Source organism: Rhodococcus sp. RS1C4 (assembly GCF_002258225.1).
GTDB lineage: Bacteria > Actinomycetota > Actinomycetes > Mycobacteriales > Mycobacteriaceae > Rhodococcoides > Rhodococcoides fascians_E.
Map to the genome: position 1 here is coordinate 18,368 of NZ_NOXZ01000005.1, position 26,782 is coordinate 45,149.

At 64.5% G+C, this 26,782-nt stretch carries 27 protein-coding genes; 14 read left to right on the forward strand and 13 right to left on the reverse strand.

Features of this window, described 5'->3' with window-relative positions:
• Window positions 1–34 precede the first annotated feature (34 nt).
• On the forward strand, window positions 35–784 hold the full coding sequence (locus tag CH289_RS01135; RefSeq protein WP_094653909.1) for an IclR family transcriptional regulator: 750 nt from the start codon (window positions 35–37) through the stop codon (window positions 782–784).
• Window positions 785–834: 50 nt separating this feature from the next.
• The gene (locus CH289_RS01140) at window positions 835–2,010 is read left to right on the forward strand and encodes a 4-hydroxybenzoate 3-monooxygenase (RefSeq protein WP_094727038.1); all 1,176 of its coding nucleotides are present in this window, start codon (window positions 835–837) and stop codon (window positions 2,008–2,010) included.
• A gap of 23 nt (window positions 2,011–2,033) precedes the next feature.
• Here CH289_RS01140 and CH289_RS01145 read toward each other — a convergent pair whose 3' ends face one another.
• Window positions 2,034–3,488: an AAA-type ATPase lid domain-containing protein gene (locus tag CH289_RS01145; protein WP_094727040.1), complete on the reverse strand. Its 1,455-nt coding sequence runs from the start codon at window positions 3,486–3,488 to the stop codon at window positions 2,034–2,036.
• Between the two features lie 176 nt (window positions 3,489–3,664).
• Here CH289_RS01145 and CH289_RS01150 point away from each other — a divergent pair, with 176 nt between their 5' ends.
• Genes CH289_RS01150 through CH289_RS01165 form a run of 4 tightly spaced genes read left to right on the forward strand, consistent with a single transcriptional unit; the run spans window position 3,665 to window position 6,831 of the window.
• Window positions 3,665–4,717 carry an amidohydrolase family protein gene (locus CH289_RS01150; RefSeq protein WP_020111240.1) on the forward strand — a complete coding sequence of 351 codons (1,053 nt, stop codon included), beginning with the start codon at window positions 3,665–3,667 and terminating at the stop codon, window positions 4,715–4,717.
• Window positions 4,718–4,719: 2 nt separating this feature from the next.
• Window positions 4,720–5,427, forward strand: a complete 708-nt coding sequence (locus CH289_RS01155; RefSeq protein ID WP_019663429.1) for an iron-sulfur cluster assembly protein — start codon at window positions 4,720–4,722, stop codon at window positions 5,425–5,427.
• Between the two features lie 30 nt (window positions 5,428–5,457).
• A complete protein-coding gene (locus CH289_RS01160) occupies window positions 5,458–6,483 on the forward strand; it encodes an NAD(P)-dependent alcohol dehydrogenase (RefSeq protein WP_094727059.1) in 1,026 nt (341 codons plus the stop codon).
• 24 nt (window positions 6,484–6,507) lie between these two features.
• Entirely contained in the window at window positions 6,508–6,831 is a 324-nt protein-coding gene (locus CH289_RS01165; protein ID WP_019663431.1) for a putative quinol monooxygenase, read from the forward strand.
• Window positions 6,832–6,887: 56 nt separating this feature from the next.
• Here the strand turns inward: CH289_RS01165 and CH289_RS01170 are convergent, their stop codons facing one another.
• The 5 genes from CH289_RS01170 to CH289_RS01190 all read right to left on the reverse strand — a co-directional run bounded on the left by CH289_RS01170 (window position 6,888) and on the right by CH289_RS01190 (window position 10,170).
• Entirely contained in the window at window positions 6,888–7,304 is a 417-nt protein-coding gene (locus tag CH289_RS01170) for a flavin reductase family protein (RefSeq protein WP_256976914.1), read from the reverse strand.
• Window positions 7,305–7,371: 67 nt separating this feature from the next.
• Window positions 7,372–7,707, reverse strand: coding sequence for a hypothetical protein (locus CH289_RS01175; RefSeq protein ID WP_256976915.1), 336 nt, complete (start codon window positions 7,705–7,707; stop codon window positions 7,372–7,374).
• An 8-nt stretch (window positions 7,708–7,715) separates the two neighbouring features.
• A complete protein-coding gene (locus CH289_RS01180) occupies window positions 7,716–8,132 on the reverse strand; it encodes an SRPBCC family protein (RefSeq protein ID WP_019663434.1) in 417 nt (138 codons plus the stop codon).
• Window positions 8,133–8,138: 6 nt separating this feature from the next.
• Entirely contained in the window at window positions 8,139–9,305 is a 1,167-nt protein-coding gene (locus CH289_RS01185; protein ID WP_033189987.1) for an LLM class flavin-dependent oxidoreductase, read from the reverse strand.
• 85 nt (window positions 9,306–9,390) lie between these two features.
• Complete coding sequence (locus tag CH289_RS01190; RefSeq protein WP_019663436.1) at window positions 9,391–10,170, reverse strand: helix-turn-helix transcriptional regulator; 780 nt, start codon at window positions 10,168–10,170, stop codon at window positions 9,391–9,393.
• A 154-nt stretch (window positions 10,171–10,324) separates the two neighbouring features.
• Here CH289_RS01190 and CH289_RS01195 point away from each other — a divergent pair, with 154 nt between their 5' ends.
• Together CH289_RS01195 and CH289_RS01200 are read left to right on the forward strand one after the other, a co-directional pair.
• Entirely contained in the window at window positions 10,325–11,518 is a 1,194-nt protein-coding gene (locus tag CH289_RS01195) for an acyl-CoA dehydrogenase family protein (protein ID WP_094627617.1), read from the forward strand.
• A gap of 28 nt (window positions 11,519–11,546) precedes the next feature.
• Window positions 11,547–12,383, forward strand: coding sequence for a mycofactocin-coupled SDR family oxidoreductase (locus tag CH289_RS01200; protein WP_033189850.1), 837 nt, complete (start codon window positions 11,547–11,549; stop codon window positions 12,381–12,383).
• Between the two features lie 36 nt (window positions 12,384–12,419).
• Here the strand turns inward: CH289_RS01200 and CH289_RS01205 are convergent, their stop codons facing one another.
• Window positions 12,420–15,038, reverse strand: a complete 2,619-nt coding sequence (locus CH289_RS01205; protein ID WP_094727061.1) for a LuxR C-terminal-related transcriptional regulator — start codon at window positions 15,036–15,038, stop codon at window positions 12,420–12,422.
• 258 nt (window positions 15,039–15,296) lie between these two features.
• Here CH289_RS01205 and CH289_RS01210 point away from each other — a divergent pair, with 258 nt between their 5' ends.
• Window positions 15,297–15,692, forward strand: a complete 396-nt coding sequence (locus CH289_RS01210; RefSeq protein ID WP_094627548.1) for a nuclear transport factor 2 family protein — start codon at window positions 15,297–15,299, stop codon at window positions 15,690–15,692.
• Between the two features lies 1 nt (window position 15,693).
• Window positions 15,694–16,284, forward strand: coding sequence for a 3,4-dihydroxy-2-butanone-4-phosphate synthase (locus tag CH289_RS01215; RefSeq protein WP_094627549.1), 591 nt, complete (start codon window positions 15,694–15,696; stop codon window positions 16,282–16,284).
• Here CH289_RS01215 and CH289_RS01220 read toward each other — a convergent pair.
• From CH289_RS01220 to CH289_RS01230, 3 genes are read right to left on the reverse strand one after another with little or no spacing between them, the layout of a single operon-like run.
• Window positions 16,275–17,540 carry an acyl-CoA dehydrogenase family protein gene (locus CH289_RS01220; RefSeq protein WP_179275260.1) on the reverse strand — a complete coding sequence of 422 codons (1,266 nt, stop codon included), beginning with the start codon at window positions 17,538–17,540 and terminating at the stop codon, window positions 16,275–16,277. The two genes, CH289_RS01215 and CH289_RS01220, sit on opposite strands and share 10 nt — an antisense overlap.
• A 19-nt stretch (window positions 17,541–17,559) precedes the next feature.
• A complete protein-coding gene (locus CH289_RS01225) occupies window positions 17,560–18,609 on the reverse strand; it encodes a phosphotransferase family protein (RefSeq protein ID WP_019663438.1) in 1,050 nt (349 codons plus the stop codon).
• A 34-nt stretch (window positions 18,610–18,643) separates the two neighbouring features.
• Window positions 18,644–20,323, reverse strand: a complete 1,680-nt coding sequence (locus CH289_RS01230) for an AMP-binding protein (RefSeq protein WP_094727042.1) — start codon at window positions 20,321–20,323, stop codon at window positions 18,644–18,646.
• 222 nt (window positions 20,324–20,545) lie between these two features.
• On the opposite strand from CH289_RS01230, the gene CH289_RS01235 reads away from it, so the two are divergent.
• Window positions 20,546–21,901: an MFS transporter gene (locus CH289_RS01235; RefSeq protein ID WP_256976916.1), complete on the forward strand. Its 1,356-nt coding sequence runs from the start codon at window positions 20,546–20,548 to the stop codon at window positions 21,899–21,901.
• On the opposite strand, the gene CH289_RS01240 is transcribed toward CH289_RS01235, so the two are convergent.
• Both CH289_RS01240 and CH289_RS01245 read right to left on the reverse strand, forming a co-directional pair.
• Window positions 21,859–22,947, reverse strand: a complete 1,089-nt coding sequence (locus CH289_RS01240) for an NAD(P)-dependent alcohol dehydrogenase (RefSeq protein ID WP_179276701.1) — start codon at window positions 22,945–22,947, stop codon at window positions 21,859–21,861. The two genes, CH289_RS01235 and CH289_RS01240, sit on opposite strands and share 43 nt — an antisense overlap.
• A gap of 2 nt (window positions 22,948–22,949) precedes the next feature.
• Entirely contained in the window at window positions 22,950–23,423 is a 474-nt protein-coding gene (locus CH289_RS01245; protein ID WP_094727046.1) for a DUF4334 domain-containing protein, read from the reverse strand.
• A 109-nt stretch (window positions 23,424–23,532) separates the two neighbouring features.
• Here CH289_RS01245 and CH289_RS01250 point away from each other — a divergent pair, with 109 nt between their 5' ends.
• Window positions 23,533–24,096 (forward strand): TetR family transcriptional regulator, encoded by a 564-nt coding sequence (locus CH289_RS01250; RefSeq protein WP_020111230.1) that lies wholly within the window; start codon window positions 23,533–23,535, stop codon window positions 24,094–24,096.
• 11 nt (window positions 24,097–24,107) lie between these two features.
• On the opposite strand, the gene CH289_RS01255 is transcribed toward CH289_RS01250, so the two are convergent.
• Window positions 24,108–25,430 carry a glycosyltransferase family protein gene (locus CH289_RS01255; RefSeq protein ID WP_094727048.1) on the reverse strand — a complete coding sequence of 441 codons (1,323 nt, stop codon included), beginning with the start codon at window positions 25,428–25,430 and terminating at the stop codon, window positions 24,108–24,110.
• A 172-nt stretch (window positions 25,431–25,602) separates the two neighbouring features.
• On the opposite strand from CH289_RS01255, the gene CH289_RS01260 reads away from it, so the two are divergent.
• Both CH289_RS01260 and idi read left to right on the forward strand, forming a co-directional pair.
• On the forward strand, window positions 25,603–25,998 hold the full coding sequence (locus tag CH289_RS01260; RefSeq protein ID WP_230621029.1) for an acyl-CoA thioesterase: 396 nt from the start codon (window positions 25,603–25,605) through the stop codon (window positions 25,996–25,998).
• Window positions 25,999–26,077: 79 nt separating this feature from the next.
• Entirely contained in the window at window positions 26,078–26,764 is a 687-nt protein-coding gene (gene idi / locus CH289_RS01265) for an isopentenyl-diphosphate Delta-isomerase (protein ID WP_094727050.1), read from the forward strand.
• The last annotated feature ends 18 nt before the right edge of the window (window positions 26,765–26,782 follow it).

A 26,782-nucleotide genomic window follows, 5' to 3' on the forward strand; every position in this document is an offset into this window, starting at 1 on the left:
TACGCCGCGGTGTGGTCGACGACGGAGGTGCGCGGTGGCGGGCAACACGAGAAATCCGGGGCAGTCGGTGTCCGCTCGACTCCTCGCGGTTCTCGCAGCCTTCGAAGGAGATCGAACAGCCCTCACGCTCACCGACATCGCCGCCGCGGCAGGGCTGGCGCCTGCGACAGCGCACCGCCTCGTCGGCGAGCTGGTCGACTGGGGTGCGCTGGTGCGTACCGAGACGGGTGAGTACGTCGTCGGGCAGCGCTTGTGGAAGTTGGGCATGCGCGCGCCCGTGCAGGCTGATCTTCGTGAGATCGCGTCGCCGTTCTTGCACGACATCTACGGCGCAACGTTGGCGACGGTCCACCTCGCCGTCCGCGACGGTGATCAGGTGCTGTATCTCGATCGGCTCGCCGGGCACGCGTCGGTGCCGGCAGTGAGTCGGATCGGCGCCCGACTTCCATTGCATGCCACAGGCGTGGGGAAAGTGCTTCTCGCGTACGCACCGAAAGATGTTCACGATCGTGTGCTGAGCGACTTGCCTCGACTCACCCGGTACACCGTCGTTCACCCCGGCAAACTGGAGGCCGAACTTCGTCGCGTACACCGCGAGGGATTCGCGCAGACCGTCGAGGAAATGGCACTCGGCGCGTGTTCGGTCGCGGTTCCGGTGCGCGGTGCCGACGACGACGTGGTCGCGGCGCTGGGAATCGTGGTGCCGAACTTCAATCGGGACCGATCGAAATTGGTTGCGTCCCTTCAGGTGGCAGCCCAGGGTATTAGTCGATCCTTTCACTGAGTGGAAGAACCCGCTAGGAGTGGCGCCGGTCAAGGTGTCTACTGGGCGTCATGCGTACAGAGGTAGCCATCATCGGAGCAGGGCCTGCCGGCTTACTGCTGTCTCACCTGCTCGCCGAACAGGGCGTCGACTCGATTCTGATCGAAACGCGGAGTCAGGAGTACGTGCTCTCGCGCATCCGCGCAGGCATTCTCGAGCACTCGACCGTCCAGCTGCTCGACGACATTGGCCTCGGAACGCGATTGCGCAGTGAGGGTCAGGAACATCGCGGCATCTACCTTCAGTGGCCGGAGGAGCGGCACCATATCGACTTCACTGATCTCGTCGGCCGCAGCGTGTGGGTCTACGGACAGACCGAGGTGACCAAGGACTTAGTTGCCGCACGCGAAGCGGCGGGTCAACAGATCTACTACGAGGTATCCGATACCGCGCTGCACGACGTCGAAACCGATTCTCCCTACGTCACATTCACCGATTCCGACGGGCACGAAGTGCGCGTCGACGCGGCGGTGATCGCCGGATGCGACGGGTCGTTCGGCCCGAGTAGGGCGACGATGCCCGACCGGGTTCGGCAGACCTGGGAACGGACGTACCCCTACTCGTGGCTCGGCGTCCTGGCGGACGTGGCCCCGTCGACCGACGAACTGATCTACGCCTGGCACCAGAACGGCTTCGCGATGCACTCGATGCGCTCCGACACCGTCAGCCGGTTGTACCTGCAGGTTCCCAATGGAACCGATGTGAACACCTGGTCCGACGACAGGATATGGGATTCATTGGCCGCCAGGCTCGGTCACGGCCAGAACGGGTGGGAGCTGACGCCGGGTCCGATCACGGAGAAGAGCGTCCTGCCGATGCGTAGCTACGTTCAGACTCCGATGCGGCACGGCAACCTCTTCCTCGCCGGCGATGCGGCGCACATCGTCCCACCGACCGGTGCCAAGGGGCTCAATCTAGCAGTCGCCGACGTGGCACTTCTTGCTCCTGCGCTCGTCGCGTTGGTGCGCAAGGGCGACGGCGAGCTGGCTGAGTCCTACAGCGACAACGCACTTCGGCGAGTCTGGCGATGCACTCACTTCTCGTGGTGGATGACGACGATGCTGCACACCAGCGCAGATCCGTTCGACGCTCAACTTCAGCTGTCCCAGCTGCGCTGGGTGGCGTCGAGCGAAGCAGGCGCCACCGGCTTGGCAGAGAACTACGCCGGACTGCCCATCGGGTTCTGATTCGCGGCGACAACGAATGCCGATCAGCGAGAACTCTTCATGTCGATTTTGTAGTAGGCAATTTTGCGATACAGAGTTGCCCTGCTCATTCCGAGGCGTTCGGCGGCGTGCTGCATCGTCATCGGGCCGGTGGAGAGAAGGCGCACGATTTCGCCGCGCTCGAAGGCCTCGATGCTGGACAGTCGACGGGTGGGGCCGGCCAGGATTTCGGTGGGTAGTACGTGTGTGTCGACAACATCGGAACGCCCGACCGCTCGAGTGATCGTCGACTTCAGTTCGGCGACGTCGTGCGGCCAGTCGTAGTTGCGTAAAGCGCGTTCCGCTGAGCCCGTGAACTGGACGTCGCGGCCGCGCATCTCGCGGGCGAAGTGCCGGGCGAGGGGGAGGACGTCGTCGGGACGGTCCTGAAGGGCCGCGACGGACACGACCGATCGGACGCGCCTGCGGAGAGCCGTCGGCACCGACTCGAGCCGTTCGGCCGTCATCGAAACAGGCATGCGCAGTACGTCGGATGCGAACAGCAGGCCGTCGAGATGCTCGGCGGCGTATGCGGGCAGGGCGTCGATGTCCCGGACGACGATTGCGGTGTCCGGTCGCCCGGCTTCGAACGACCACAGGTCGAGCCAGGTCTGCAGATCGTTCGGTTCCGGCGCGGATGCGACGAGGATGCGGTGCCGAGGAAACGCTGCTCGAGCGGATTGTTCGAGCAGCGTCGAACGTCCGCTGCTCGCCCGGCCGATCGCGGCGACGGCCATGCCGTCGTCCATCGCGGATCGTGCCTCGGCCACTGCCGTCGTCCACTCGGAACCGAGGTCTGCGACGGCGCGGCCCGCGGCGTGCACGATCCTGAAGAGGCCACGCCGCGTCGTCGGACGCGGCGTGTTCCCCGAACCGCGTGCCAGCATCGACGTGCGGATGGTGCTGGCCGCCGACCTGGCGAGCGTCAGCAGCAGATCACTCGACGTTCGCGCCCACGTCGTCAGGTTCACTGCGCCTTCCAGCCTGCCCGTGGCAGGGTCGACGACCGGTGCAGCGGCACAGGTGAAACCGGTCAGACTGTGCGAGTAGTGCTGCTCGGCTCTGACGAGGGTGGGTGCGATGTCCGCGAGCGCCAGACCGAGACCGTTGGTGCCCACCTCCCGCTCGGAGTAACCGAAGCCGGGAGCAAGATGCACCGCGTCGAGTGCACGCAGCAGAGAGTGGTCGCCGCTGACCCTGCTCAGGACAACACCGTCGGCGTCCGTCAGCATCATGCCGACGGGTTCGCTGGACAACGTTCGGTGCAGATCGGCGAGCACCTCGTTGCCGCACTCGTGGAACAGGGACTCCGGCGGTTCGGTGCCCGCGAACACCGGCTCCACGGCGTCGATCGAGATGCCGTACCGCTCACTACGCAACCACGACGCACGTAGACGACCGGGCACCAGGGTGCCTGGTACGTCGTCGCGGCGGTTCAGGGCGGGGTGGTCGTCGATCACCGAAGTCCTCGTGGTCGGGAGTGCGCACCGTCTCCGATGCATGTGATCCAGATTACATAACAGAATGACGATGCGACGTCTCAGATTGAGACAGCCAGGGCCTCGGCAGCCGGGGCGAGCGGACCTACCGTCGAACTACGAACTGTGGCGCCAGTCACACGACGGAAGGGATCGACATGTACAAAAAGGGTGACGACAGCTTCTTCATCGTCGACGCGCACGTGGCGTTGTGGGATGCGCGCAAGGAGAACCAGCGCAACATCCACGGCAAGCAGTTCATCGACTGCTTCTACGACTACCACCGCAACCTGTCACCGGAATCCGAGCTCTGGACGTACGACGAGTACCTCTACCAGGGCGGTGAACGCCTGATCAAAGACCTGTTCATCGACGGTTACGTCGACCACGCGATCTTTCAGCCGGCTCATCTGGGCGAGTTCTACGTGAACGGATTCGGCCAGACCGAGGAAGCGTGGGCGCTGACCCAGAAGCATTCCGACATCTTGACGTACAACCACAATTTCGATCCTCGCAACGGCGAGGCGGGTCTCGATCAGCTACGGGCCGATGCCGAGCGATTCGGCCTGAAAGGCGTGAAGCTCTACACCGCCGAGTGGAACGGTGATTCCCGCGGATACAAGCTCGACGACGACTGGACGCGCCGCTACCTCGAGGTGTGCCGTGAACTCGGAATCACCAACATCCACGTCCACAAAGGTCCGACGATCAGGCCGCTCGACCGCGACGCCTTCGATGTCGCCGATGTCGACCACATCGCGACCGACTTCACCGATCTGAACTTCGTCGTCGAACACTGCGGGCTTCCGCGGCTGGAGGACTTCTGCTGGATCGCGACCCAGGAACCGAACGTGCATGCCGGACTCGCCGTCGCCATGCCCTTCATGCACACCAGGCCGAAGTACTTCGCTCAGATCATCGGAGAACTTCTGTACTGGCTCGGCGAAGATCGCATCCAGTTCTCCTCCGACTACGCCTTGTGGACCCCGAGGTGGCTGATCGAGGCATTCGTCGAATTCCAGATCCCCGACGAGTTGAGCGAGTATCCGCAGATCACCCTGGACCAGAAGAAGAAGATCCTCGGCCTGAACGCCGCGAAGATGTACGACATTCCGGTCCCGGAGGATCTCCGTCTAGCCGACGCCGATGAGACGGAGACCGGACCCCGCGGCGCAGAACAAGCCGCCGACGAGCATCTGGTGGGTGCGTAGCCGTGCCGGACATCAGAGAAGCTGCGGCGCTGGAGGCACTCGGGGCGGTCGTCGATCCCGAGCTCGACCAGCCCATCACCGATCTCGATTTCGTACAGTCCGTCACCGTGTCGGGCGAGGGTGACGTAGTGGTGCACTTGCGGCTTCCGACGTCGTTCTGCGCGCCCAACTTCGCGTATCTGATGGCCTCGGATGCGAAAGACGTTCTGACGACGCTCGAGTGGACCGCGCAGGTCACCGTCGAACTCGACGATCACCATGATTCGGCGATCATCAACGCCGGTCTCGCCGCCGATGCGGGCTATCGCGGTACGTTCGCCCACGAAGCCGAGGACGATCTGGAAGAGCTCCGGACGACCTTTCAGCGGAAGGCCCACGTCGCGGCGATGGAGCGGTGCCTGACGGCGCTTCTGCGGAGGGATCCGTCACGCGACATGCGTGAGATGGGCACTGTTCTGCTGGGTGAGCTGCCCGAAGACGAGACGACACATGCATTGCTGCGGCGACGAAGCACCATCGGATTGCCGACGACTCCGGACAGCCTGGTGATGGTCGATCACGAGGGAAACGACTATGCCCAGATCGACGTACCGCTTGCCTTGCGACGTGCACGGTCGACGCGCATCTCGATCGACGGCAATGCGCACTTCTGCCGAGGGTTGCTTCGGACCCGCTACGACGACCCCGATCGCACCACTGTCAACGCTTGAAACCCCGTTAAGGACGAGAACATGAGCACGATGAGAGCTGTACAGGTTGTGGGATACCACGACAAACTGCAGATGACGGAGCTCCCGATTCCAACGCCCACAGGACCTTTCGACGTCATCGTGAAGATCGGCGGCGCCGGGGTGTGCCGAACCGACCTGCACATCCTCGAAGGGCAGTGGGCAGAGAAATCGAACGTACAGCTGCCGTACACGATCGGTCACGAGAACGCGGGATGGGTGCACGCGGTCGGGTCCGCCGTCACCAACGTCGCCGAAGGCGACAAGGTGATCGTCCACCCGCTGATCACGTGCGGACTGTGCCGCGCCTGCCGATCCGGGGACGACGTGCACTGCGAATTCAATCAGTTCCCCGGAATCGACACCAACGGTGGATACGCCGAGTACCTGAAGACGTCCGCGCGAAGCGTCGTCAAGATCGACGACTCTCTCGAACCCGCCGACGTCGCGGCCCTCGCCGACGCAGGCCTGACGGCATATCACGCGGCAGCCAAGGCGTCGAAGCACCTGACGCCACGTGACAAGGTGATCGTCATCGGTGCAGGAGGCCTGGGGCACATCGGTATTCAGGTACTGAAATCGCTGACAGCCGCGGAGATCGTCGTCGTCGACCGCAACCAGGCGGCAGTCGAACTGGCCACATCTATCGGGGCCGATCACGGCATCGTCGCCGACGGCACCCACATCGAGCAGGTGCTGGACCTGACGAACGGCAACGGCGGCGAAGCCGTCATCGACTTCGTCGGCGAAGGCGGCGCGACGAAGGAAGGCGTGGCGATGCTGCGCGGCGCCGGCAACTACTACGTCGTCGGATACGGCGAGAACATCGACGTCCCCACCATCGACATCGTGTCCTCCGAGATCAACATCATCGGTAACCTGGTGGGGTCCTACAACGACCTGTGCGACCTGATGGCCTTGGCTGCTCGGGGATCGGTGGTGTTGCACACCGCGAAGTACGCGCTCGACGACTTCCAAAGTGCCATCGACGATCTCGATGCCGGTGCCATCCGCGGCCGTGCGATCCTCACCCCCTGACCTCGTCAACGCATAGGAGCTTTCATGATCTTCATCGTCGTCAAGTTCGAGACCAAGCCCGATTGGACCGAGCGCTGGCCGGAGCACGTGGCCGAGTTCACCGCAGCAACACGCGCCGAGGAAGGCAATCTGTGGTTCGAATGGTCACGCAGCCTGGAAGAGCCGAACGTCTACGTCCTCGTCGAGGCATTCCGCGACGGTGACGCAGGTGGAGCGCACGTGAACAGCGATCACTTCAAGAAGGCCGTCGAAGAACTGCCGAAGGGACTCGCCTCCACTCCGAAGATCATCAGCGAAACCATCGGCGCCACCGGCTGGGGCGAGATGGGTGAAATGAAGGTCGGCTGACCGAGACCCTCGGTGGTGCACACGGTCGTGCATCACCGAGGGGTGGTCGTACCGAATCAGCGCAGCGCGTGAAACCCGGAGCGGTAGAACACCAACGGCGAGCGATCACCGACCGCTGCGTCGAGCTGGTGAACCTCTCCGACCACCAGATCATGATCGCCCAGCCGCTGCACCGATGTGATCGTGCAGTCGATCCATCCGTGCACCCCGTCGAGAACGGGACTTCCACTCGGCGACGGTTCCCATGCGACTCCATCGAATTTGTCGCCTCCGGAACGGGAGAACGCCCGGCACACATCGACTTGATCGTGGGACAGGATGTTCGCGCAGAATCGTCCTGTAGCAGCGATTCTCGGGAATGTCCTGGAGGTCTGCGCGACGAAGAACGCCACCAGTGGTGGGTCCAGCGACACCGAAGCGAACGATCCGACGGCCAGCCCGATGGGAGTGTTCTCGGACTCGAGCGAGGTCACGACCACCACCCCGGTGCTGAATTCGCCGAGCACCGTGCGGAAGTGGTGGGGTCGACAGCGGTGTCGTTCATGAGAGTCCCTGGCTGGTAGAGGAATATGCGACGACGGTGAGGCCCGCCGGCGTGGTCAACGGAAGGCGCGCCTCGTGCCCGCCGACCGTGGGTTCGCCGACCGCCCACCCCAGACGTGCCGCCTCCCGTGCGACGGCGTCGAGATCGCCGGTCTTGGCGAGCAGGGACCACGAAGGCCCCTGCTCGTCGGACAGACTGAGTCCGGGAAACACCGCCCACGCAGCGCCGTCGGAGAACGAGGCCGGGCCGAAGATGTCGGTCAGGTCGCGGTGAGCAGCCGCCCAGTGATCGGCCGAGTGCATCACCGTGACCTTCTCGAACAAATTCGTCAACGATTTGCTCACGGTGCGGCCACGCGAGCGACTTCGTCGAGTGCGCCCTGGTAGATCTCGCCGATTCCGGTCTCGAGCTGCGATTCGAGGGCAGCCGGATCGTCACCGGCAGCGGTGAACTCGGCGTCCCACGAGACGACGGATCCGTTCGCGGTGGCGTCGACGCGGATGGTGGAGGTGTACTTCGCGAGCGGAAGTGGCCCGTCGATGTATTCGTAGGTGTACGTACGGGAGTCGTCGTCGTGGGACACGATCCGCTCCCGGGCGGGATTACCGTCGGTGAAGACGACGTGTCGTACCTCGCCGTCGAGCCTCGACGTGTCCAGTGACGGAATCCAGTTCGCGGCGCCGGCCGGGTCACCGACCACGGCCCACACCGATTCCGCGGACTGCGAGTACTCCTGGCGCACAGACACCGATGCCATGTCCGATCACCGCCCGAGTTCTGCGTTGTACTTCTTGGTCATGTGGTCGACGGCCTTGCGGTGCTCGTCGGCCTGCCCTTCTCGGACGGCCTGCGCACGCTCGGCGGCGTCTAGCATCGGCTGCGCCTGGCCCTGGAAATACGGCATGACGTCCTGGGCGAACAGTTCGTAGGAACGCCTGGTGGCCTGCGGATTCGCCCAGTCGTGGCCCTGGACCAGCAGAGTCCCGAAACCGCCCGACTGATCGACAAGGCGCTGTACCTGAGCGCGGGCCTGCTCGGCGGTACCGATGACGCCGATGCCGGAGGTGTTGATGAAGTCGATCATTTCCTTCTTGTTGGTACCGCGAACATCCATCTGCGGGAACGCAGCAACATGCTGAAGGTAGTTGAACCAGTATTCGATTCCGTGTTCGACGTCCTCGTAGGCCTGCTCGACGGTCTCGGCGATGTGGAACGGTCCGACGAGACGCCACGTCGAACGATCCACCTCGTCGGCGCGGCCTGCCTGCTCGGCGAATTCTTCGAGCATCCCCCAGTGATGCTGCAGCGCGCTGAACCCGTCGGGCGTCAGAGTCGCTGCGATGGAGAGCAAACCGATTCCGTGCTTCCCGGCGAGACGAGCGCCGGTGGGCGACGCGATGGCCGCCACGACGACGTCGAACAGTGGGTCGGAGTACGGCGCCATCTGGATCTTGGCGTCGAACAGTTCATGGGTGCGAGTCTTGGCGGTGACGGTCTCTCCGCGCAGCAGACGCATGATGATGTCGGCGTTCTCGGCGAGCAGTTCCCTCGTGTCGATCTGGGACAGGCCGAGCATCGCGGCGTCGGTGGGAAGCGAGCCCGGTCCGAGCCCGAACAGGACGCGGCCGTGCGTGAGGTGATCGAGCATCACCATCCGCTCGGCCGCCCACAGTGGGTTGTGGTAGCTCACGGACGTGACGCCGGTGCCCAGCTTGATGCGGCTCGTACGCTCACCCGCCGCGGCGATCATGATCTCGGGAGAGGCATAGATCTCGGCGCCCGCCGAGTGGTGCTCGCCGAACCATGCCTCGTCGTACCCCAGTTTCTCCAAGTACTCCACGAGTTCGAGATCGCGCTGCAGAAGCAGCGTCGGATTCTGGCCGGGGGTGTGGATCGGGGCGAGGAACGTTCCGAACTTCAGGCGCGTCATGTGATCTCCAGGTGTGACGGGCAACATTGTCACGATCACCGTATGACCCACGCCACAGCGTGAAACAGTCCTCGAAAGAGGACAGTTACAGGCTGACCCGCCGAGACACCGACGCCGCGAGAGCAGCGCGATTGCGGAAACCGGTCGTGTCGAAGATGCGGCTGACGTACTTCTTGACCGTCATCTCCGTCAGGTTCAGCTCGACCGCGATCTCTGCATTGGTCAGACCGTCGCCGATCAGCTCCGCGACATCCCACTGCCGCGGACTGAGCCCGACGAACGGATCCGCCTCGGGGGGCGCTTCTCCGATGGCGACGGACCTCGCACTCGCACGCAGATGACCGGCCAGGAACTTCATCGCGGTGATGTCGCTCCGATCCCAGTACCGTTCACGGTCGAACATGCCCACCAACGCCTCACCGTCGGCGAACCGCAGATGAATCGCCGACGCCGTGCCCATCCCGTGCGGCGCGAGATAATCCTCGACGTAGGAACGTTGAGGCACGGGTAGTCTCGCCAGATCGTCGAGCGTCGCGAAGCCGTCGTCGGTGAGTACGCGTCGTGCCCGGGGGAGCGCGAACACGTCCTTGTCCCGCCACCTTTCCTGATATTCACGCAGCAACGGCTCGGCGGCACCGGTGAGCAGAGGAGCGGGATCCGCGAACACCGTCGGATAGGTCGTGCCGAAGAAGAACGTCACGTCGCGGACGTCGAACACCGTCGCGATGGCATCCACCAAGGCTTCCTTGTATCGAGTCCCACCTGCCGACGACCGCGCCACTTCCAGGACTTCGAGAATTCGACGCATGTGCTCGGCGGACAACACGTCCTGCCACGACCGCGTGTGCTCCACCTGCGACTGCATGACCGAAATGCTATCGATATTCCCCCTGGTCCCGGTCGGGTTCTCGCAAGCACGTAGTGGATCACGTAGTTCTGCGCGTCCGTCCGGGGGCTGCGCCGAGCATTGTGATGTGAGTCATACCGAAGCCGTGCTCGAACGAAAGGTCGTACAGCACATGACCAGCACCATCGACGCTCCCGTCACCACCAGCTTGTCGCCTGATTACGCCGAACGGGCACGAACGGTTGCCCGTGTCGTCGAACGCGAAGCGAACACCATCGAATCCGACGCCACCATCACGTCGGCCGTCTACGAAGCTCTCGTCGAGCAGGAGCTCTTCTGGCTGCTCGTCCCTGCCGAATTCGGCGGCGGCGGAAAGGGAATCGTCGAAGCTTTGAAGGTGATCGAGGAGATCTCACGCGCCGACGGGTCCACCGGCTGGGCGCTGATGGCCAATGCGTTCTCCACCGGAGTCGCAGTCGGGTTCATGAACGATGTCGGAGCCCGCGAAATGTTCGACGGCCCGGCCCGCGGCATCACCGCAGGCATGATCATGCCCACCGGTAAGGCAGTGCGCGTCGACGGCGGATATCGGGTCACCGGCAAGTTTCAGTTCGGCAGCGGATCGGCGCACGCATCGTGGATCGGTGCAGGATTCGTCGTACACGACGACGCGGGCAACCCCGTGCTCGACGCCAACGGCGGCCCGGACTGCCGAATCGGCTTCCTGCCCCGTACCGACGTGGAGTTTCTCGGAAACTGGGACGTGATGGGTATGGTCGGAACCGGAAGCTACGACTATCTCGTCGACGACGTCTTCGTCCCGGACAGGTTCACGATGGAAACCTTCTCCACGGTGCCCGTCCGACCTGAACCCGTCTACAAATTAGGTCTTCTCGGCATCGGCGTAGGGGGTCACGCCCCGGTCGCCCTCGGAATCGCCACGCGCGCACTCGAAGAGGTAGTGCAGATCGCGTCGAAGAAGAACCGACCAGGTTACGACGGTCCCGTCGGGGAATCGCAGCTCTTCCTTCGCGACTTCGCGAAGAACGAGGCTCTGCTTCAGGCCGCTCGCGCGTACGTCTACCAGGCGCACGGCGACGCCGAGGACACCGCGCGCCGCGGTGAGGACATCACCGACGAGCAGCGCGCGCGATTGCGTCAGGTTACCACCTGGGTGCAGGAAGTGGCCGGTGAGATCGTGCAGTTCGCGCACCGATGGGCAGGAAGCCAGGCGATCCGCAACCCCAGTGCGCTCGGTCGTTGCAGCCGCGATATCGCGGTTGCCACACAGCACATGCTGGTCGATCAGATCAGTCTGGTCGAGGCCGCCAAGGCGATCGTGCCCGGCTACGACCACCAGTCCTGAAACCCGTCGACAGAGAAGGAAGAACGCAGTGGGACAGCTCGAAGGAAAAGTAGCCCTCGTCACCGGAGCCGCGCGCGGACAGGGACGTTCGCACGCAGTTCGGCTCGCGGAAGAAGGTGCCGACGTCATCGTCGTCGATCTCTGCAGCAAGCCGGAGACGACCAAGTACAAGGGATCCTCCCGTGAGGATCTGGACCAGACGGTTCGCGAGATCGAGAAGTTCGACCGTCGTGCACACGCCGTCGTCGCCGACGTGCGCGAGCTCGGACAGCTCGAAGCGGCTGTGTCCGAGGGTATTGCGGAGCTCGGGCGTCTGGACACCGTCGTCGCCAACGCCGGCATCTTTTCCTCCGCCCCACTGCACGAGCTGAGCGAAGAGCAGTGGGACGAGATGATCGACATCAATCTCTCGGGCGTCTGGAAGACGATGCGCGCCACGGTGCCGCACCTGATCTCCCAGGGTGAGGGCGGCTCGATCATTCTGATCTCGTCCACCGGCGGGATTCAAGGATTCCCGAACTTCGCGCACTACGTCGCTGCGAAACACGGTGTCACCGGGCTCGCACGTACTGCGTCGAACGAGCTGGGTCAGTACAGCATTCGTTGCAACTCGATTCATCCGACGTCGGTGCTGACCGACATGATCGACAACGAGCCGATGTACAAGCTGTTCCGTCCCGATCTGGAACATCCGACCCAGGACGACTTCCGTGAAGCATGTCAGGGCGCGATGAACACGTTGCCAGTTCCGTGGGTCGACGCGGTGGACATCAGCAACGGCGTCGTATGGCTCGCCTCGGACGCAGCACGCTATGTCACGGGCATCGCATTGCCGATCGATGCCGGCGCCCTGAGCAAGGTCTAGTTCTCACGGCGCGGCCCGGGTCGTCGGGTCGCGCCGCTAGACCCTCTGGAAGTACCCCGCGACTTCCTGTCTGCGGCTCATCCCCAATTTCTGCAGAACGCGTTCGACGTGGCCTTCGATAGTGCGTGGTGACAGCACCAGTGTGGCGGCAATGTCTTTGTTGGACATGCCCTGCGCGAGCATCTCGGCGACCTCACGCTCGCGGGGCGAGAGCGCGACGACGGGTACGGCCGCAGTGGACGTATTCTTGGACGGACTCGTCAGAGCAGTCTCGCCGAGTGCGTATCGGGTGAGTTCGGAGACCGACATGGTCGAACCCGACGCGCGGTGTTCCTCGAACTCTGTCGCACCCAAAGCAGTGCGCGCTCGTTGCTCGAACGTCTCTCGTTTGTCGATCCAGTGCTCGGAACCGTAGAGCTGTTCGCCGAACGAACCCCACATCGCCGACGCCGCACCGAGCAGTACCGCTGCGCGGTCGGCAGATCCGGATTCTGCCTCGGCCCACGCGAGCAGGTCGGTCATCAGCGTAGTTCCTACGACGTCGTCGAACGCCCGGTGCAGATCGAGCGCGGTCACCGCGAAGTCGGCTGCGTCGGAAAATCGTTCGGCCACCAGCGCGACCAGCCCTAGGCCGTAGACGGCGTACGAACGAAGCCAGGTCTCACCGCTGTCCTCCGCGAGAACCCTGACCCATTCGAACGCGGCGTGGGCCTCGTCGAGCTTGCCGGTGAAGCTGTACACCATTCCCAGATGAATCTTCATGGTGCACAGCAGGTCCACACGCTCGGGGATATGGCGGTAGAGCTCGCGTGAGGTGGTCAAGAAGTCGACAGCCGAGTCGAATCGGCCGTCGAAGAACTCGTTGAGACCCAGCACATGCGTCGAGAACGCGCGCACGAGCGGATCGTCGCCACCCGATTCGATCGCACGTCGCAACACCTCGTCGGCGGCGACACGGTCTCCCTGGAGCGTCATCACCAGACCGGCCGTGGCCGAAGCCCTGTCTCGGATGTCGGCGAACTCGGGTTGCCCGATCACCCGGTCCAGCCAGAGCCGATGCTCGGGGACGGAGATCCCACACGCCCAGAGGAACCAGACGTCGGCGATCAGGTTCGCACCGCGACGCGCCTGCTCGGAATCGGGGGAGCGCAGTGCACGCTCTAGCGCGTACCTGATGTCCGCGCGGTTGTCGTGCACACACGAGCTGGTGGTTAGCTGGTCCGGGCCGAACCAACTGTCTGCGGCGCGGTGCAACACATCGGCGCACCATGCGAAATGACGGTTGCGCAGCGCCTCGGCCTCCTCCGACGTCAACTGTGCGAATCCGTATTCGCGCAGGGTCTCGAGCATTCGGAAGCGGACCTGACCGTTCTCCTCGATCCGCTGCAGAATCGACTTGGCCACCAACGCGAACACGCCGTCGAGAATGCCGTGACTGGAGATGCCGCTACCTGCACACACCTGCTCGGCCATGTCCAGGTCGAATCCGCCGACGAATACCGATGTTCGTGCCCAGAGCAATTGCTGCTCCCTGGTGCACAGCTCGTAACTCCAGTCCACGGTGGCCTGAAGGCTTCGGTGCCTGGTCGGCCCGGTTCGATTGCCTTCGGTGAGGAGGTCGAGGCGATGATCGAGCCGAGCGGCGAGCTGATCGATCGACAGAACACTCAATCTCGAGCACGCAAGTTCGATCGCCAGTGGCATTCCGTCGAGGCGAGCGCAGACCCGCTCGACCGCGTCTCGGTTGGACGGAGTGATCGAGAACGTCGGAAGGATCGCCGACGCCCTGGATTCGAAGAGTTCCACTGCACCGGGTGCGGCACGCTGCATGCCTGAAGTGGTGTGCATGGGCTGCAACGCCAACCGATGCTCCTCCGGGATGCCGAGAACCTCACGAGAAGTCGCGATGATGTGCACCTGGGTCGTGCCGCGCAGAAGAGCGGAGATCAGTCCCGCGCTGGCATCGAGGAGATGCTCACAGTTGTCCATTACCAACAACATTCGACGGCTACCGAGGTAGTCGATCAACGTGTTCTGGGTCGCCGTGCTCTGCAGACCGCGATTCGACATGCCGAGCGCGTCGGCAACGGCCTGCGGCAGCAGCTCAGGCATGTGCAGGGACGCCAGTTCGACGACACGGACGCCGTCGGCGAATGCTCGACGGAAACGACTGGCGGCGTGGACGGCCAACCGCGTCTTGCCCATGCCGCCGGGACCGTTGATCGTGATGAGGCGCTCGGTGCCGATGAGCAATTGCAGTGTGCGCAGTTCGGAATCCCTACCGACGAACGGTGTCGCGTAATTCGGCAGCGACGGTGTGTATTCGCACTCGGGCGGCGCCTCGGCGAGCTCGGACAACTGCCTGCGTGCCGTGTCGACTCGGCGCACCAGCGTCGTCCGCGCCCCGTCCCACCCGACACGCCGTCCGATCTCGCCGACTCCGAGCTCCGGTGCGCCGGCGATGACGTCACGAATCGAGGCATCGACGTGGTCGTCGGCGGATCGACGAACGCTGCGGTGGTCGTCCGGGGGCGCGTCCAAGGACAGTGCGCGTCGAACGGTGTTGCGAGACATCGACAATCTCTGCGCGATGCCTTTGATGGGAACTCCCGACGAACGAAGCGTATGGATCTCGCGCCACTCGTCGGCATTCATTCGGCCTCCTCGGCACGTCATCGGAACGAGATGTGGATCACTCTCGTTCACCGGGTGCTGCGTTGTCAATGTGCGGGGGTCAACTTCGGTCACGCATGGTGATCGGACGTAAGTTTCAGGCCGTGGACCAGCGTGAACCTCCGCCAGTAACGGACCACGTAGTAGGACGGTTCTCGGAGTGGGGCGGCGCGGGCAGAGTGATTCAGGACACAGGACCCGTCAGGGGTCTCATCATCACGACACGGAGGTTCGACACCCATGAGTCAGCAGAATGCAGAAGCATTGAAGGCAGCATTCGCGGCGGCGGACGCGGGCGACCCCGGCCCCCTCGTCGCGCTGTACTCCGACGACCTGACGTGGGCGGGATTCACCCTCGAAGGCACCCTGCGGCTCTACACCAAGGGCGAGTTCCTCGAGGCGTTCGGTGTGCTCGCCAAGCTGGATGCGTCCGCCAACGAGGTCATCAGCGTCGAGGTCGTCGGCGACGAACTGGTGACCGCCAACATTCGTGCGTATCGCAAGCTCGGCGGCGACGAACTCGACATCACGATGGTCATGACGCACCGCTTCGTCGACGGCAAGGTCGTGCGCGGCACCGACATGGTGCCGTCCAGCTTCGAGGCGTTCTGGTCGCGTGTCGGGATCACGGTCTGAGATGACCACCGCAACGCGGCATTACGTACCCGCCCGTTCCTGGTCCGCACGCCGACGTGCCCGAATTGCGCTGTCGCAGGGTGCACCTGTTGTGGTGGTCGACGATCTTCGTGGAACCGGATGTGATCTGGTTGTCGCAGCGCAGGGCGTCGACGTTTCCGTGATGGCGCATCTGATTCGCTTCGGATCGGGATTCGTCTGCATCACCGTCGACGACGAGACGTGTGAGCGACTCGATCTCCCACCGGTCGCCTGGTCCCAGCGCAACTCGTTCTACCTGGGCTCACCCAGGGTGTCGGTGGATGTAGTCGACGGCACCACTACAGGTATTTCAGGAGCCGACCGTGCCGCGACTGCTCGCGCGCTCGCGCACTGCGATGCACTGGCGTGCGAGTTCACCCGACCAGGGCACCTCGTTCCCGTGCTTGCGTCGGGTGAGCGTCCCACCAGACCAGACCTGATCGCGGAACTGGTCGAAGGATCGGCGGTGTTCACCGCGTTGGAAACGTCCATCCGTGACGACACGACAGCGTTGCGGCAGGGCAGCCGGGTAGTGCCGGTCATCCGAATGTCGAAGTACGCCTACTTCTGACCGCTGGACCCCCGGCGCAGTTCGGACTTCGCGATGGTGCGCACGTGGACTTCGTCCGGGCCGTCGAAGATGCGCATGGCCCGATGCCAGCCGTACATCGCGGCGAGTGGCACGTCGTCGCTGACGCCTGCGCCGCCGTGAACCTGGATGGCGCGGTCGATGACGTCGAGCGCCACCCGGGGGACCGACACCTTGGCGGCCGAGACGTACGGTGCCGCGGCTTTGTTGCCGTGCACGTCGGTGATCTTCGATGCGTACTGACACAGCAGGCGTGCTTGATCGATCGCGATGCGCGACTCGGCGATCTGGGCCTGCACCACACCCTGTTCCGCGAGCGGCTTGCCGAACGCGACGCGGGACTGCGCCCGCGACACCATCAACGACAGTGCTCGCTCGGAAGCACCGAGTGCGCGCATGCAGTGGTGGATACGGCCGGGGCCCAGGCGTGCCTGCGCGATCGCGAAACCGGCGCCCTCCTCGCCGAGAATGTTGGCGACGGGTACTCGGACGTCGTCGTAGACCACCTCGCAGTGCCCGTGCTGATCCAGCCGGCCGAACACCGGAACATCGCGTACGACGGTCACACCCGGAGTATCGATCGGTACGAGCACCATCGACTGTTGACGATGCGTCGGAGCGTCGGGGTCGGTCTTGCCCATGACGATGAGCAACCGGCACCGCGGGTCGGCTGCACCGCTTGTCCACCACTTCCGGCCGTTGATCACGTAGTGGTCGCCGTCGCGGACGATTCGGGTCTGGATATTGGTGGCGTCGGAGCTTGCAACCTCGACCTCGGTCATGGAGAACGCGGACCGAATCTCACCTTCCTTCAACGGCTCCAGCCACGTCCGCTGCTGCTCCTCCGTGCCGAACAGATGAAGCAATTCCATGTTGCCGGTGTCCGGCGCCTGGCCGTTGGTGGCCTCGGGCGCCAGATGCAAACTCCACCCGGTGATTTCGGCGAGTCCTGCGTAGTCGAGCTGGCTGATCCCGGAATAGGCGGGGAGGAACAAGTTCCAGAGACCGCGTGCGCGCGCTTCCTTCTTCAACGTCTCGACGACGGGAGGAAGCGAGCTGTCCTCGGGGCCCACCGAGGCGCGGTAGCGCTCGTACTCGGCCTCGGCGGGAAAGACGTGCGTGTGCATGAACTCGACCAAGCTCTCGCGCAAACGCAGCGCGGTCTCGGACGGACGAAGATCCAGAGATGCGACGTCGACGGCAGCGGGCATGGCGGAAGTGTTCACGGCGTGCGTCATGGCGATGTCCTTTGACTGTTCAGCCGGCAAGGCCGGTGACTGAGGAAGCAGATGCGCGATCGAGCGCGCGGCCGAGCAGCGGCCCGACCATGTCGCCGACGCGTGAGAAATCCTCGCCGTCGGTGTGACCCTGGGCGTGACGCGCGTGGATGCCTTCGAGAATGACCGCAATCTTGAAGTCGGCGAACACGAGGTACCAGTCGATGTCGGGCACGTCGATACCGCGTGTCGTGAGGTACCGCTGCACCATCTCGTCGCGGGTGGGAAAACCGGGCAGTGCGGTGGCACCTGCGGTGATCGGATTGTGGAACTCACCGGCATGGTCCCAGAACGAGCACAGTATTCCGAGGTCCGTGAGGGTGTCTCCGAGCGTGGACATCTCCCAGTCGAGCACACCCAGAATCTTCGTCGGATCGGAACGGTCGACCATCATGTTGTCGATCTTGAAGTCGCCGTGCACGATTCCCGGATAGCTCCGCGGCGGAAGGCCTGAGCGTAGTCGGCGGTGCAGTTCGGCGACCTCGGGCCGTTCCGAGGTCGCGGATGCGTCCCACTGCCGAAGCCAGCGGGCGAGTTGCCGCTCGAGGAACCCGTCGGGCTTGCCCCAGTTCGCCAGGCCCACCGCGGCGGGGTCGATGGAGTGCAGATCAGCGAGCACGGTGGACATCGACTCCGCGAGCGTGCGGCGCTGCGACTCGCTGAGTGTCGCAGTGTCCTCCTGGGTGCGGAGAGTGACGCCGTCGAGCTTGTCCATCACGTAGAAGGTCGTACCGATCACCGTCGTGTCCTCGCAGAGTCCGACGGTTCTCGGCACGGGTACTGCGCTGTCTCTCAGCGCCGTCAGAGCTCGATACTCTCGGCCCATGTCGTGGGCGGTCGGAAGGACGTGTCCCCGAGGAGGGCGACGCAGAATCCAGTTTCTGCTGCCATCACCCAGTTCGTAGGTGGGATTGGAACGCCCCCCGGCGATGAGGCGAGCGGTCAGCTCGTTCACGGGCGAGGACTCCACGCGGGCCAACCACTCGCGCACTGCAACCACGTCCAGCTCGTCCACCGTCGTGGTGTCCATTACCAGTCCCTTTCGAAGGTTTCGAGCAGCGCCGTCAGGAGTTCCGAAGTTCGCGGCGAAGCAACTTTCCGCTCGTGGTCTTCGGAAGTTCCTCCAGCACAACCAGTTCCCTGGGGTACTTGTAGGCTGCCATTCGGGTCTTGCAGAATTCGATGAGCTCCTCGGGTGTCACCGACGCCCCCGCCGTCAGCGAGACGAACGCCTTCACGGTCTCGCCGCGATAGTCGTCGGGGACTCCGACGACGGAAGCTTCGCGCACCGCCGGATGCTGGTACAGCACGTCTTCGACGTCGCGGGGAAACACCTTGTAGCCGCCTGCGTTGATCATGTCCTTCAGCCGGTCCACGACGAAGAGCCAGCCGTCCTCGGTGACCTTGCCGACGTCGCCGGTGTGCAGCCACCCGTCGCGAATCGCGTGAGCGGATTCCTCCGGCATCTGCCAGTAACCTGGCACCACCATGGGGCCCGACACGACGATTTCCCCGACCTCGCCGGGCCCGAGGTCATGTCCGTCGCTCAGGTCGACGATACGAACGTTCGCCTCCGACACCGGGATTCCCACGGACAGCGCGCCGCTGTCGGGATCGACCGGCGGATCGGTCTCGGGCGGCCCGAGGTGTGTCGGCGACGTCGTCTCGGTCATTCCGTACGCGCCGCGCAACACCCACCCCGTCGCCTCACGGACGCGATCCACGAGCGCGGGCGACACGGGTGCCCCTCCGGACGGGGTCTTGGTGAGCGAACCGAGGGCCAGTTCGTCCTTCGCCGGATGATTGCTGAGGGCGATGAACAAGGTGCTCGCCCCGATCATGAACGTGCCGCGCCACTCATCGATCGCCCGGAGGGTCTCCTCGGCGTCGAAGCGGTGCAGAAGAACCAGGGGCGCACCGCTGACGATGTGAATCCCGAGGCACGCGACGATGCCGGTGATATGGAATACGGGGGCGACACCGATGATCACGTCACGATCTGCGCGCAGGTCCCACCACTGGGTGTAGACCGTGGAATTGTGCACGAGCGAACCGTGCAGGTTCATCGCTCCCTTGGAACGGCCCGTCGTGCCCGACGTGTAGGTGAGAATGCCGATGTCGTCGGCACCAGCCGGGTGGGTGGACGGCGCACCGCGTCCGGTGACCGCTGTTGTCCATGCGATGGTGTCCGAGAACGACTGTGGCGCAGGGATGTGTGCACGCAACGACGCAGGCACCGACGCGTCGGGGGTCATGTCCAGCGGATGCGTGGTGACGACGATGTCGAGTGCCGTCTTCTCCCGAATCGGGGCGACGGACTCGGTGTACAGGCTGTCGAGGCAGATCAGCGCGGTAGCGCCGCTGTCGACGAGGTGATGTTCCAGCTCACCTGCCCGCAGCATCGGGTTGACGGCCACTGGAATCGCACCGATCTTCCAGGCGGCGAGGACTGCGACGAGCCAGTGCGGATCGTTCTGCAGGTACACCGCGATGCGATCCTTCGGTGCTACGCCTGCATCGTGCACCGTCTGCGCGAGCGCGTCGGCAGCGGCGTCGATCTCCCCGAACGTGAGGGTGGCACCGAAGTAGTGCACCGAAGGACCGTCGGGCGTCGCCGACACGTGTGCGTTCCACGCATCCAGCAGGGTCGGGAAAGCCGACGCCGCGTCAGGCGTGACCGTGCTCGGATACAGGTCGGTCCACGGGCGATCGTCGGTTCGGAGGGTGTCGTCGAGCTGCTTCACTGTTCCGCCTCGTCCTAGGTCCTGCGATCGTTGTGCAGTGATCGATTTCTCACCATCGTTGGGGCCGAGCGATCGCTTGTCAAGTTTCTCGACCTGAGTCGACAGAACGCTATCTGTGCACTTGAACGCGGAATTATAGTGTTCAGTAGTTGACAATCGATCGTTCGGTGCCCATCATTCCGAATGACGCAGGTCACACTGATGACGAGAAAGTCGATACACATGACCGCACAGAATCTCAGCACGACGACCGCCGACTCGTGGACGCCGGCCAAGCGGAGAACCGCCCGCCGCGCCGCGCTGGCCGGTGGCGTGGGCACGCTGATCGAGTACTACGACTTCAGCCTGTACGGCTACCTGGCGGTGGTGATCGCGCCGATCTACTTCCCGAGCGACGAGCCTGTCGTGTCGCTGCTGTCCGCCTTGGCGGTCTTCGGGACCGCGTACCTGGTCCGGCCGCTGGGCGGCATCGTGTTCGGCCATGTCGGTGACCGGTTGGGACGTAAGAAAGCATTGATGGCGACTCTCGTGTGCATGGGAGTCGGCAGCACAGCGATGGGCCTTCTGCCCACGCCCGCGCAGATCGGCGTCTGGGCGACGGTTCTGCTCGTCCTCGTACGCTTGCTGCAGGGATTCTCGGCAGGTGGTGAGGTCGGAGGATCGGCCACCTTCATCTCGGAATCGGCGCCCTCGCATCTGAAGGCCACGTACGGCGCGTTCACCCCGATGGGATCGACCGGCGGGTTCGCACTGGCAGCTGCCGTCGCGGGCGCCGTGTCGGCGCTGACGACGGACGCATCGATGGACAGCTGGGGGTGGAGAGTCCCGTTCCTGCTTGCCCTTCCATTGACGGTCTTCTGCCTGTGGATCCGCACCCGCGTCGAGGAGACGCACGATGCAGACGGAGGGCTGGGCAAGTCGGCGTCCGGAGCCTCCGACGCCCACGAGTCGAGCGCCCCGCTCAGCGCAGTGTTCCTGAAACAGCCTCGCGCACTTGCTCAGGCAACGGCCTTGAGTGCTGCAGTGAACGGAACCGCGTACATCGGACTGACCTACATGGCCATCCACCTCACCAAGCAACTCGGTTACGACTCCACCTCGGTGTTCTGGGTTGCAACACTCGCGATCGGAATCGCCGCTCTGGCAATGCCTCTCGCTGGTGTACTGGGAGACCGGATCGGCACCGTCAGGCTGATGACCATCGGTTTCGTCGGATTCGTGGCGCTGACCTATCCGATGATGGGTCTGATGCACCACGGCATCGTCGTCGCGACACTCGCGTTCGTCGTCATCATGCTCAACAGCACGGCCACGCAGGTGGGTGTCTACACGATCATTCCGCAGTTCTTCGACAAGCGCTCGCGTTACACCGGAGTCGCGATGGGATGGAACTTGGGAGTCATCATCGCCGGTGGCACAGCCCCGTTCGTCGCGGTGTGGTTGGTCGAAAGGACCGGAAACATCCTGTCACCTGCGTTCTTCGTGATGGTGCTCGCGGTGGCCGGGCTCGTTGCGCTGGCGACGGTCAGGGCTCGTCACCACACGAGCACGGGTTTGACCACGGAGCCCGCACGCTGATCGGCGATCGCGCGTTCCAGGTCCGAGAAGGGGTACTCGGTCGTGAGGCGATCCACCGGGAAGTCGCCACGGGCGTACAGGTCGGTCAGCTGTGGGATGAACTCCCTCGCGACCGAGTCGCCTTCGATGCACCCTCTGATGCTCTTGCCGCTCAGCATCAGATCCTGAACGTCGATGGTCAGCTCGCGGTCACCGAGTCCGAGAACGACGAGGTCCCCGCGAGCTCGCAGGGTCGACAGAGCGGTGAGTACGACGGCGGGAATGCCGGTGGTGTCGAGCCCGTGCGTCGCGCCGCCTCCGGTGACGTCGCGCACCTGTTCCACGACGTTTCCGGCGGCGGAATCGACTGCCTCGAAACCGAACGACCGCGCAAGATCACGACGGGTGTCGTTTGGATCCACCGCGACGATCGCCTGGACACCGGCCGATTTCGCCGCGAGCATCGCCGAGAATCCGACGCTGCCTGCACCGAACACCACTACCGACGAATCCGATTCGGGTCGAAGGACATTGAGAATCGCACCGGCGCCGGTTTGAAATCCACACCCCAGCGGAGCGATCACATTCAAGTCCAGAGTGCGGTCCACCACCACCACGTTGTCTGCATGCGCGATCGCGTACTCGGCGAAACTCGACTGACCGAAGAACCGGGTGTTCACTCCAGCTCCGTCCGACGTCACCACATGGGTGCCGTCCGGCCTCGGCCCGAGGCGGTTCAGGGTGTACGAACGCAGGCAGTAAGCGGGGTTGCCCCGTAGACACTGGTCGCACCGAGCGCAATGCCGGTAGGTGAGTACGACGTGATGGCCCGGTGCAACACCCTCGATCTCGCGCCCGACCTCCACGACCACTCCCGCGCCCTCGTGGCCGAGGATCGCGGGCCCGGACTTCGCGGGCGTCGCTGCTCTGGTGAACAGGTCCGTGTGGCACAGTCCGGTTGCGGCGACACGCACCAGTATCTCGTCCGGGCGCGGATCGTCGATGTTCACCTGCTCGAGCGTGAACGGAGTGTTCGGTCCCCGCGACACGGCAGCGGACATGCGCATGGTCACTCGCGTTCGAGGGCGAAGTAGTAGTGGTGGCCGCCGTCGAGAACGAGCGCGGGCTTCCCGTTCATGATGCCCATCAACGTGTTCGAGTCGACGCGCTTGAAATGGTCGAAGATGGGTGCGCCGTCGTAGACCATGGTGGCCGTCACTTCCCCGCGGAACTCGATGTTCCACAGGCTCGCTTCGCCGCCTCCGGTCTCGATGTCCGAATACAGCTCACCGTTGTCGTTTCTGCAGATCAGAGGTTGTGCCCGCTCGAGTGATTCGAAATTCTTCCCATGCCAGTTGCCGGCGGTGAGCTTGCGGCACAGGCGATGTCCGGTGAAGAACTGCGATCCTTTCCACGCACCGAGCACGTCTTCCGCGCGGGCCGGCTCGAGTGCGGACCACACTGCGTCGAGGTCGGCGGGAAGCACACCGTCGGTCTTCTTCGCGAGCTCGGCGAACCTCGAGCGTGCGTCGGCGATATCCACGGGATCTCCTTCTAGTTGCCGAACCATTTGGTTCGGAACTTACGCCGAACCGATTGGTTCGGCAAGGCTCCCGACTCGACGATGTTGCCGCAGGAATTAGGATCAGGGCGTGAGGTCAGCAGGCGAAGCCACTCGCGAACGCATTCTCGACGCGGCACAGGCGGAGTTCGCCCGTCACGGCATCGCCGGGGCGCGGATCAATCGCATCGCTTCCGAGGCGAAAGCCAGCAAGGAGCGGTTGTACGCGTACTTCGCCGGCAAGGAAGAACTCTTCGCCGCGGTGTCGGAGAGATGGGTCGCGTCGACGACGGCTCACACCGCCCTCCGAGGCGACGACCTGCCGGGGTACGCAGGGCGACTGTTCGACGAGTTCGTGGCGTTCCCTGATCATGTGCGTCTCCAGAGGTGGGCCGACCTCGAGGAGTCGCACCGGCCGACGGACGATTCCCGGGCGGCGGCGATCTCCGCGAAGATCGGTCACATCCGTTCCGGCCAGCGAGACGGACACATCGACGACTCCTGGGACAGTGTCGAACTGCTCATGGTGGTGACGGACGTGGTCATGTCGTTCGCCGTCGGGCACTACGGCGCGGGGGACCGTCGCAGACCGAACGAAGCGCGCCGCGCGGCTGCGGTGGAGGCGGTGCGCAGAATCGCAGCCCCGCGCGGTTGATCCGGCGGCGGCTACCGACGGCGGTCGACGTGCGGCGCCCGGGATCGGCCCGGATGACGAGTGTCACCGAAATCGGTTGCACCGGCGGGGGCTTCGCGATACTTGGACATCAGGCGTAGGACGAGGGTCGCCCGCGCGGACCAAGTGTGGAGTGACGCGAGTTCGCGGCGAGAGGCCACAGCCTCCGGGTCAGCGGTGGCGCGTGCGAGTGCCGAGACCGCAGCAGCGAACTCGTCCGGAGTGTGGGCAATAGTGACGTGCTCGGAGTCCAGCCACCGCGTCGACGGTAGTTCGGTGGTGACGACCGGTAGGCCGGCAGCCAAGTAGTCGAGGGTGTGCGTCGGGAACCGCGCCCGAGTGCCCGCGTCGAGGGTGTGCGGAGCGAGCCCGACTGCGGCTGCCGCCAAGTACGTAGCCGCCTCGTGCTCCGCAGCCGGGTGCCCGTCCGTCGATGCGCCGGTGCGGGAGCCGAGCAACTGGACGTTCGGCCTGGACAACAACGCGTCGACACGCGCGGATCCCGCCGAGGACAGCCGAGGCGAGCGGTCACCGATCACTGCGATGTTCAGCGACGTGGCGGCTACCGCGTCGAGCATGTCGTAATCGATGCTGTCGTCGAGGTCGCCGACGAACACTGCCGGGCAGGTGCGACGCGGTGCGCCGGAATTATTGCTCGGTGCGTCCGTGCCCGTCTCGAAGTCCGTCTCCGGGAGCGTGCACCCTGCGTGCACGACGCGCACCGCGTCGAAGGTCTTGGAGTACAGGTGCAGCCGTAGGGCCAGCGTCTGAGAGACCGCAGCGACGGTGTCGGCGCGACTGCAGTTGACCTCGATGGACCGAAGGACAGCGCGCCGTGACAGGCCGCGGCTCGGCGCCGAGCTCACCCAATCGTCGGTGACGTACAGCAAACGGTGTCCGCCCACGTCGACGGGGAATCTGCCGACGGGATCGGTCAGAACGACGGCATCCGACGTGGTTCCGAGCTCGGTCAGTGCCGACGCGATCGCGCGATCGGTGGCGCGCCGTGCCAGCGCGCGCGTCAAAGCGGACCGGGGGCGGGTGCCCACGAACGTCCTGACCCGGGAGAAGCGTGGTGACATGCGGACGAATTCCGACCTCGTGGTCCTGCGTCGACGACGCGGGCCGCGCTCGGACCCCCCGGCAGATCCCGGCGTGTCCCACGAGGTCGGCTCGACCCAGACGACGTGCGCGAACTCGGCAAGAGCCTTCGCGAGTGCCGCGTCGTCGGTCGCCGACTCCATCGGTGCACCGGCCATGAAGATCAGCGTGGGTGCGGTGGAGTTCGTTCGAGAGAGCGTGGGCAGGGACTTCATTGTTGGCAGCGATCTGTGAGAGTGAAACCGACTCGAAGAACAATTGTAGCTCAGAAAAAGTCGAGAGGTTTGTTATGGATGGTAGAACCGCGCTTCGGGACGGGGAAGAGAAAGGCTCACCGATGCCTCGGCGCTGACGAACGGTAGCGTCCCGGCCATGTACCGAGCGTCGATGCCGTTGACTCACAGGCCTGCGCGGGACGGGGCGACCGTCGATGCCGCACATGTGCCCGCGTACCTCGCCCTGGAACTGGCGAGCCAGGCGTGGGCCGATGCGTTGAGCCACGTCAGCGACGGTCGGCTGACGGCCCTGGACGTCATGGTCGCGAACGTGACCGCGGACTTCTCGCGGGAACTGTTCACCGGCGTCGCCGAGGTCGACGTCGTCGCGACGAAGGTCGGCCGTACGTCCATCACCGTACGAGTCGCCATCGAACAGGGCGGTGAGCGTGCGGCCGTGTCCACGTTCGTACTGGTGCACGTCGTCGACGGACGGGCCGAGCGACTGTCGGACGAGCAGCGCGCGTTCCTCACGCCCTCGGACTCGCACCCGACGCGGGGTGCATGAAAACTCGGCATCCAGCCGCCGGAGAACGATGTGTGAACGCTGACGTTTGAACTCGCCTTCGGTCTGGGAACATGGGCACATGACCTCGACGTCGCACCCCGAGTCCTCGACTTCGCACGAGGTGACCACCGAGTACGTGGTTCTGGTCGACGAGGACGGGCGGGCCATCGGCACCCACCCCAAATCGACCGTGCACACGACGACCACACCGTTGCATCTCGCGTTCTCGTCCTACGTCTTCAATTCGCGGGGCGAGGTGCTGATCACGCGGCGCGCGCTGCACAAGAAGACGTGGCCGGGTGTGACCACCAACAGCTGCTGCGGCCATCCCGCGCCGGGCGAGGATCTCGGCGGCGCGGTCGTTCGGCGCCTGCGGCAGGAGTTGGGCATCGAGGTCGGAAGCCCCTTCCTGTTGCTACCTCGTTTCCGCTACCGGGCGGTCATGGACGACGGAATCGTCGAGTACGAGATCTGCCCCGTGTTCGGCGTCGAATACGACGGTCCGGACCCGGTGGTCGATCCCGACGAGGTCGCCGACGCCACGTGGGTGCCGTGGGTGCAGTTCGTCGACGACGTGGCCCGGGGGCGTGTGGTGTCGCCGTGGTGCGTGGAGCAGATCGACCAGCTGCGGGAGCTGGGCGACGAGCCCTCGGCCTGGCCGGTGGGGGAGGCCTCGGAGCTTCCCGAGGCGGCTGTCTACGACGTCGGTGCACGCCAAGGAATGGCTGGGTCATTCGAACAACCGACCCCGACCCGATATAGTTGACCAGTGCACTACATGTCG

Bases quoted from the DNA above. Each gene is read 5' to 3' on its own strand.
- CH289_RS01185 (WP_033189987.1), bottom strand. From the start codon at position 9,305: ATGACGCGCCTGAAGTTCGGAACGTTCCTCGCCCCGATCCACACCCCC.
- CH289_RS01180 (WP_019663434.1), bottom strand. From the start codon at position 8,132: ATGGCATCGGTGTCTGTGCGCCAGGAGTACTCGCAGTCCGCGGAATCG.
- CH289_RS01150 (WP_020111240.1), top strand. From the start codon at position 3,665: ATGTACAAAAAGGGTGACGACAGCTTCTTCATCGTCGACGCGCACGTG.
- idi (WP_094727050.1), top strand. From the start codon at position 26,078: ATGACCTCGACGTCGCACCCCGAGTCCTCGACTTCGCACGAGGTGACC.
- CH289_RS01190 (WP_019663436.1), bottom strand. From the start codon at position 10,170: ATGCAGTCGCAGGTGGAGCACACGCGGTCGTGGCAGGACGTGTTGTCC.
- CH289_RS01210 (WP_094627548.1), top strand. From the start codon at position 15,297: ATGAGTCAGCAGAATGCAGAAGCATTGAAGGCAGCATTCGCGGCGGCG.
- CH289_RS01165 (WP_019663431.1), top strand. From the start codon at position 6,508: ATGATCTTCATCGTCGTCAAGTTCGAGACCAAGCCCGATTGGACCGAG.
- CH289_RS01225 (WP_019663438.1), bottom strand. From the start codon at position 18,609: ATGGACACCACGACGGTGGACGAGCTGGACGTGGTTGCAGTGCGCGAG.
- CH289_RS01220 (WP_179275260.1), bottom strand. From the start codon at position 17,540: ATGACGCACGCCGTGAACACTTCCGCCATGCCCGCTGCCGTCGACGTC.
- CH289_RS01140 (WP_094727038.1), top strand. From the start codon at position 835: ATGCGTACAGAGGTAGCCATCATCGGAGCAGGGCCTGCCGGCTTACTG.
- CH289_RS01195 (WP_094627617.1), top strand. From the start codon at position 10,325: ATGACCAGCACCATCGACGCTCCCGTCACCACCAGCTTGTCGCCTGAT.
- CH289_RS01235 (WP_256976916.1), top strand. From the start codon at position 20,546: ATGACCGCACAGAATCTCAGCACGACGACCGCCGACTCGTGGACGCCG.
- CH289_RS01215 (WP_094627549.1), top strand. From the start codon at position 15,694: ATGACCACCGCAACGCGGCATTACGTACCCGCCCGTTCCTGGTCCGCA.
- CH289_RS01160 (WP_094727059.1), top strand. From the start codon at position 5,458: ATGAGAGCTGTACAGGTTGTGGGATACCACGACAAACTGCAGATGACG.
- CH289_RS01260 (WP_230621029.1), top strand. From the start codon at position 25,603: ATGCCGTTGACTCACAGGCCTGCGCGGGACGGGGCGACCGTCGATGCC.
- CH289_RS01205 (WP_094727061.1), bottom strand. From the start codon at position 15,038: ATGAATGCCGACGAGTGGCGCGAGATCCATACGCTTCGTTCGTCGGGA.
- CH289_RS01240 (WP_179276701.1), bottom strand. From the start codon at position 22,947: ATGCGCATGTCCGCTGCCGTGTCGCGGGGACCGAACACTCCGTTCACG.
- CH289_RS01255 (WP_094727048.1), bottom strand. From the start codon at position 25,430: ATGAAGTCCCTGCCCACGCTCTCTCGAACGAACTCCACCGCACCCACG.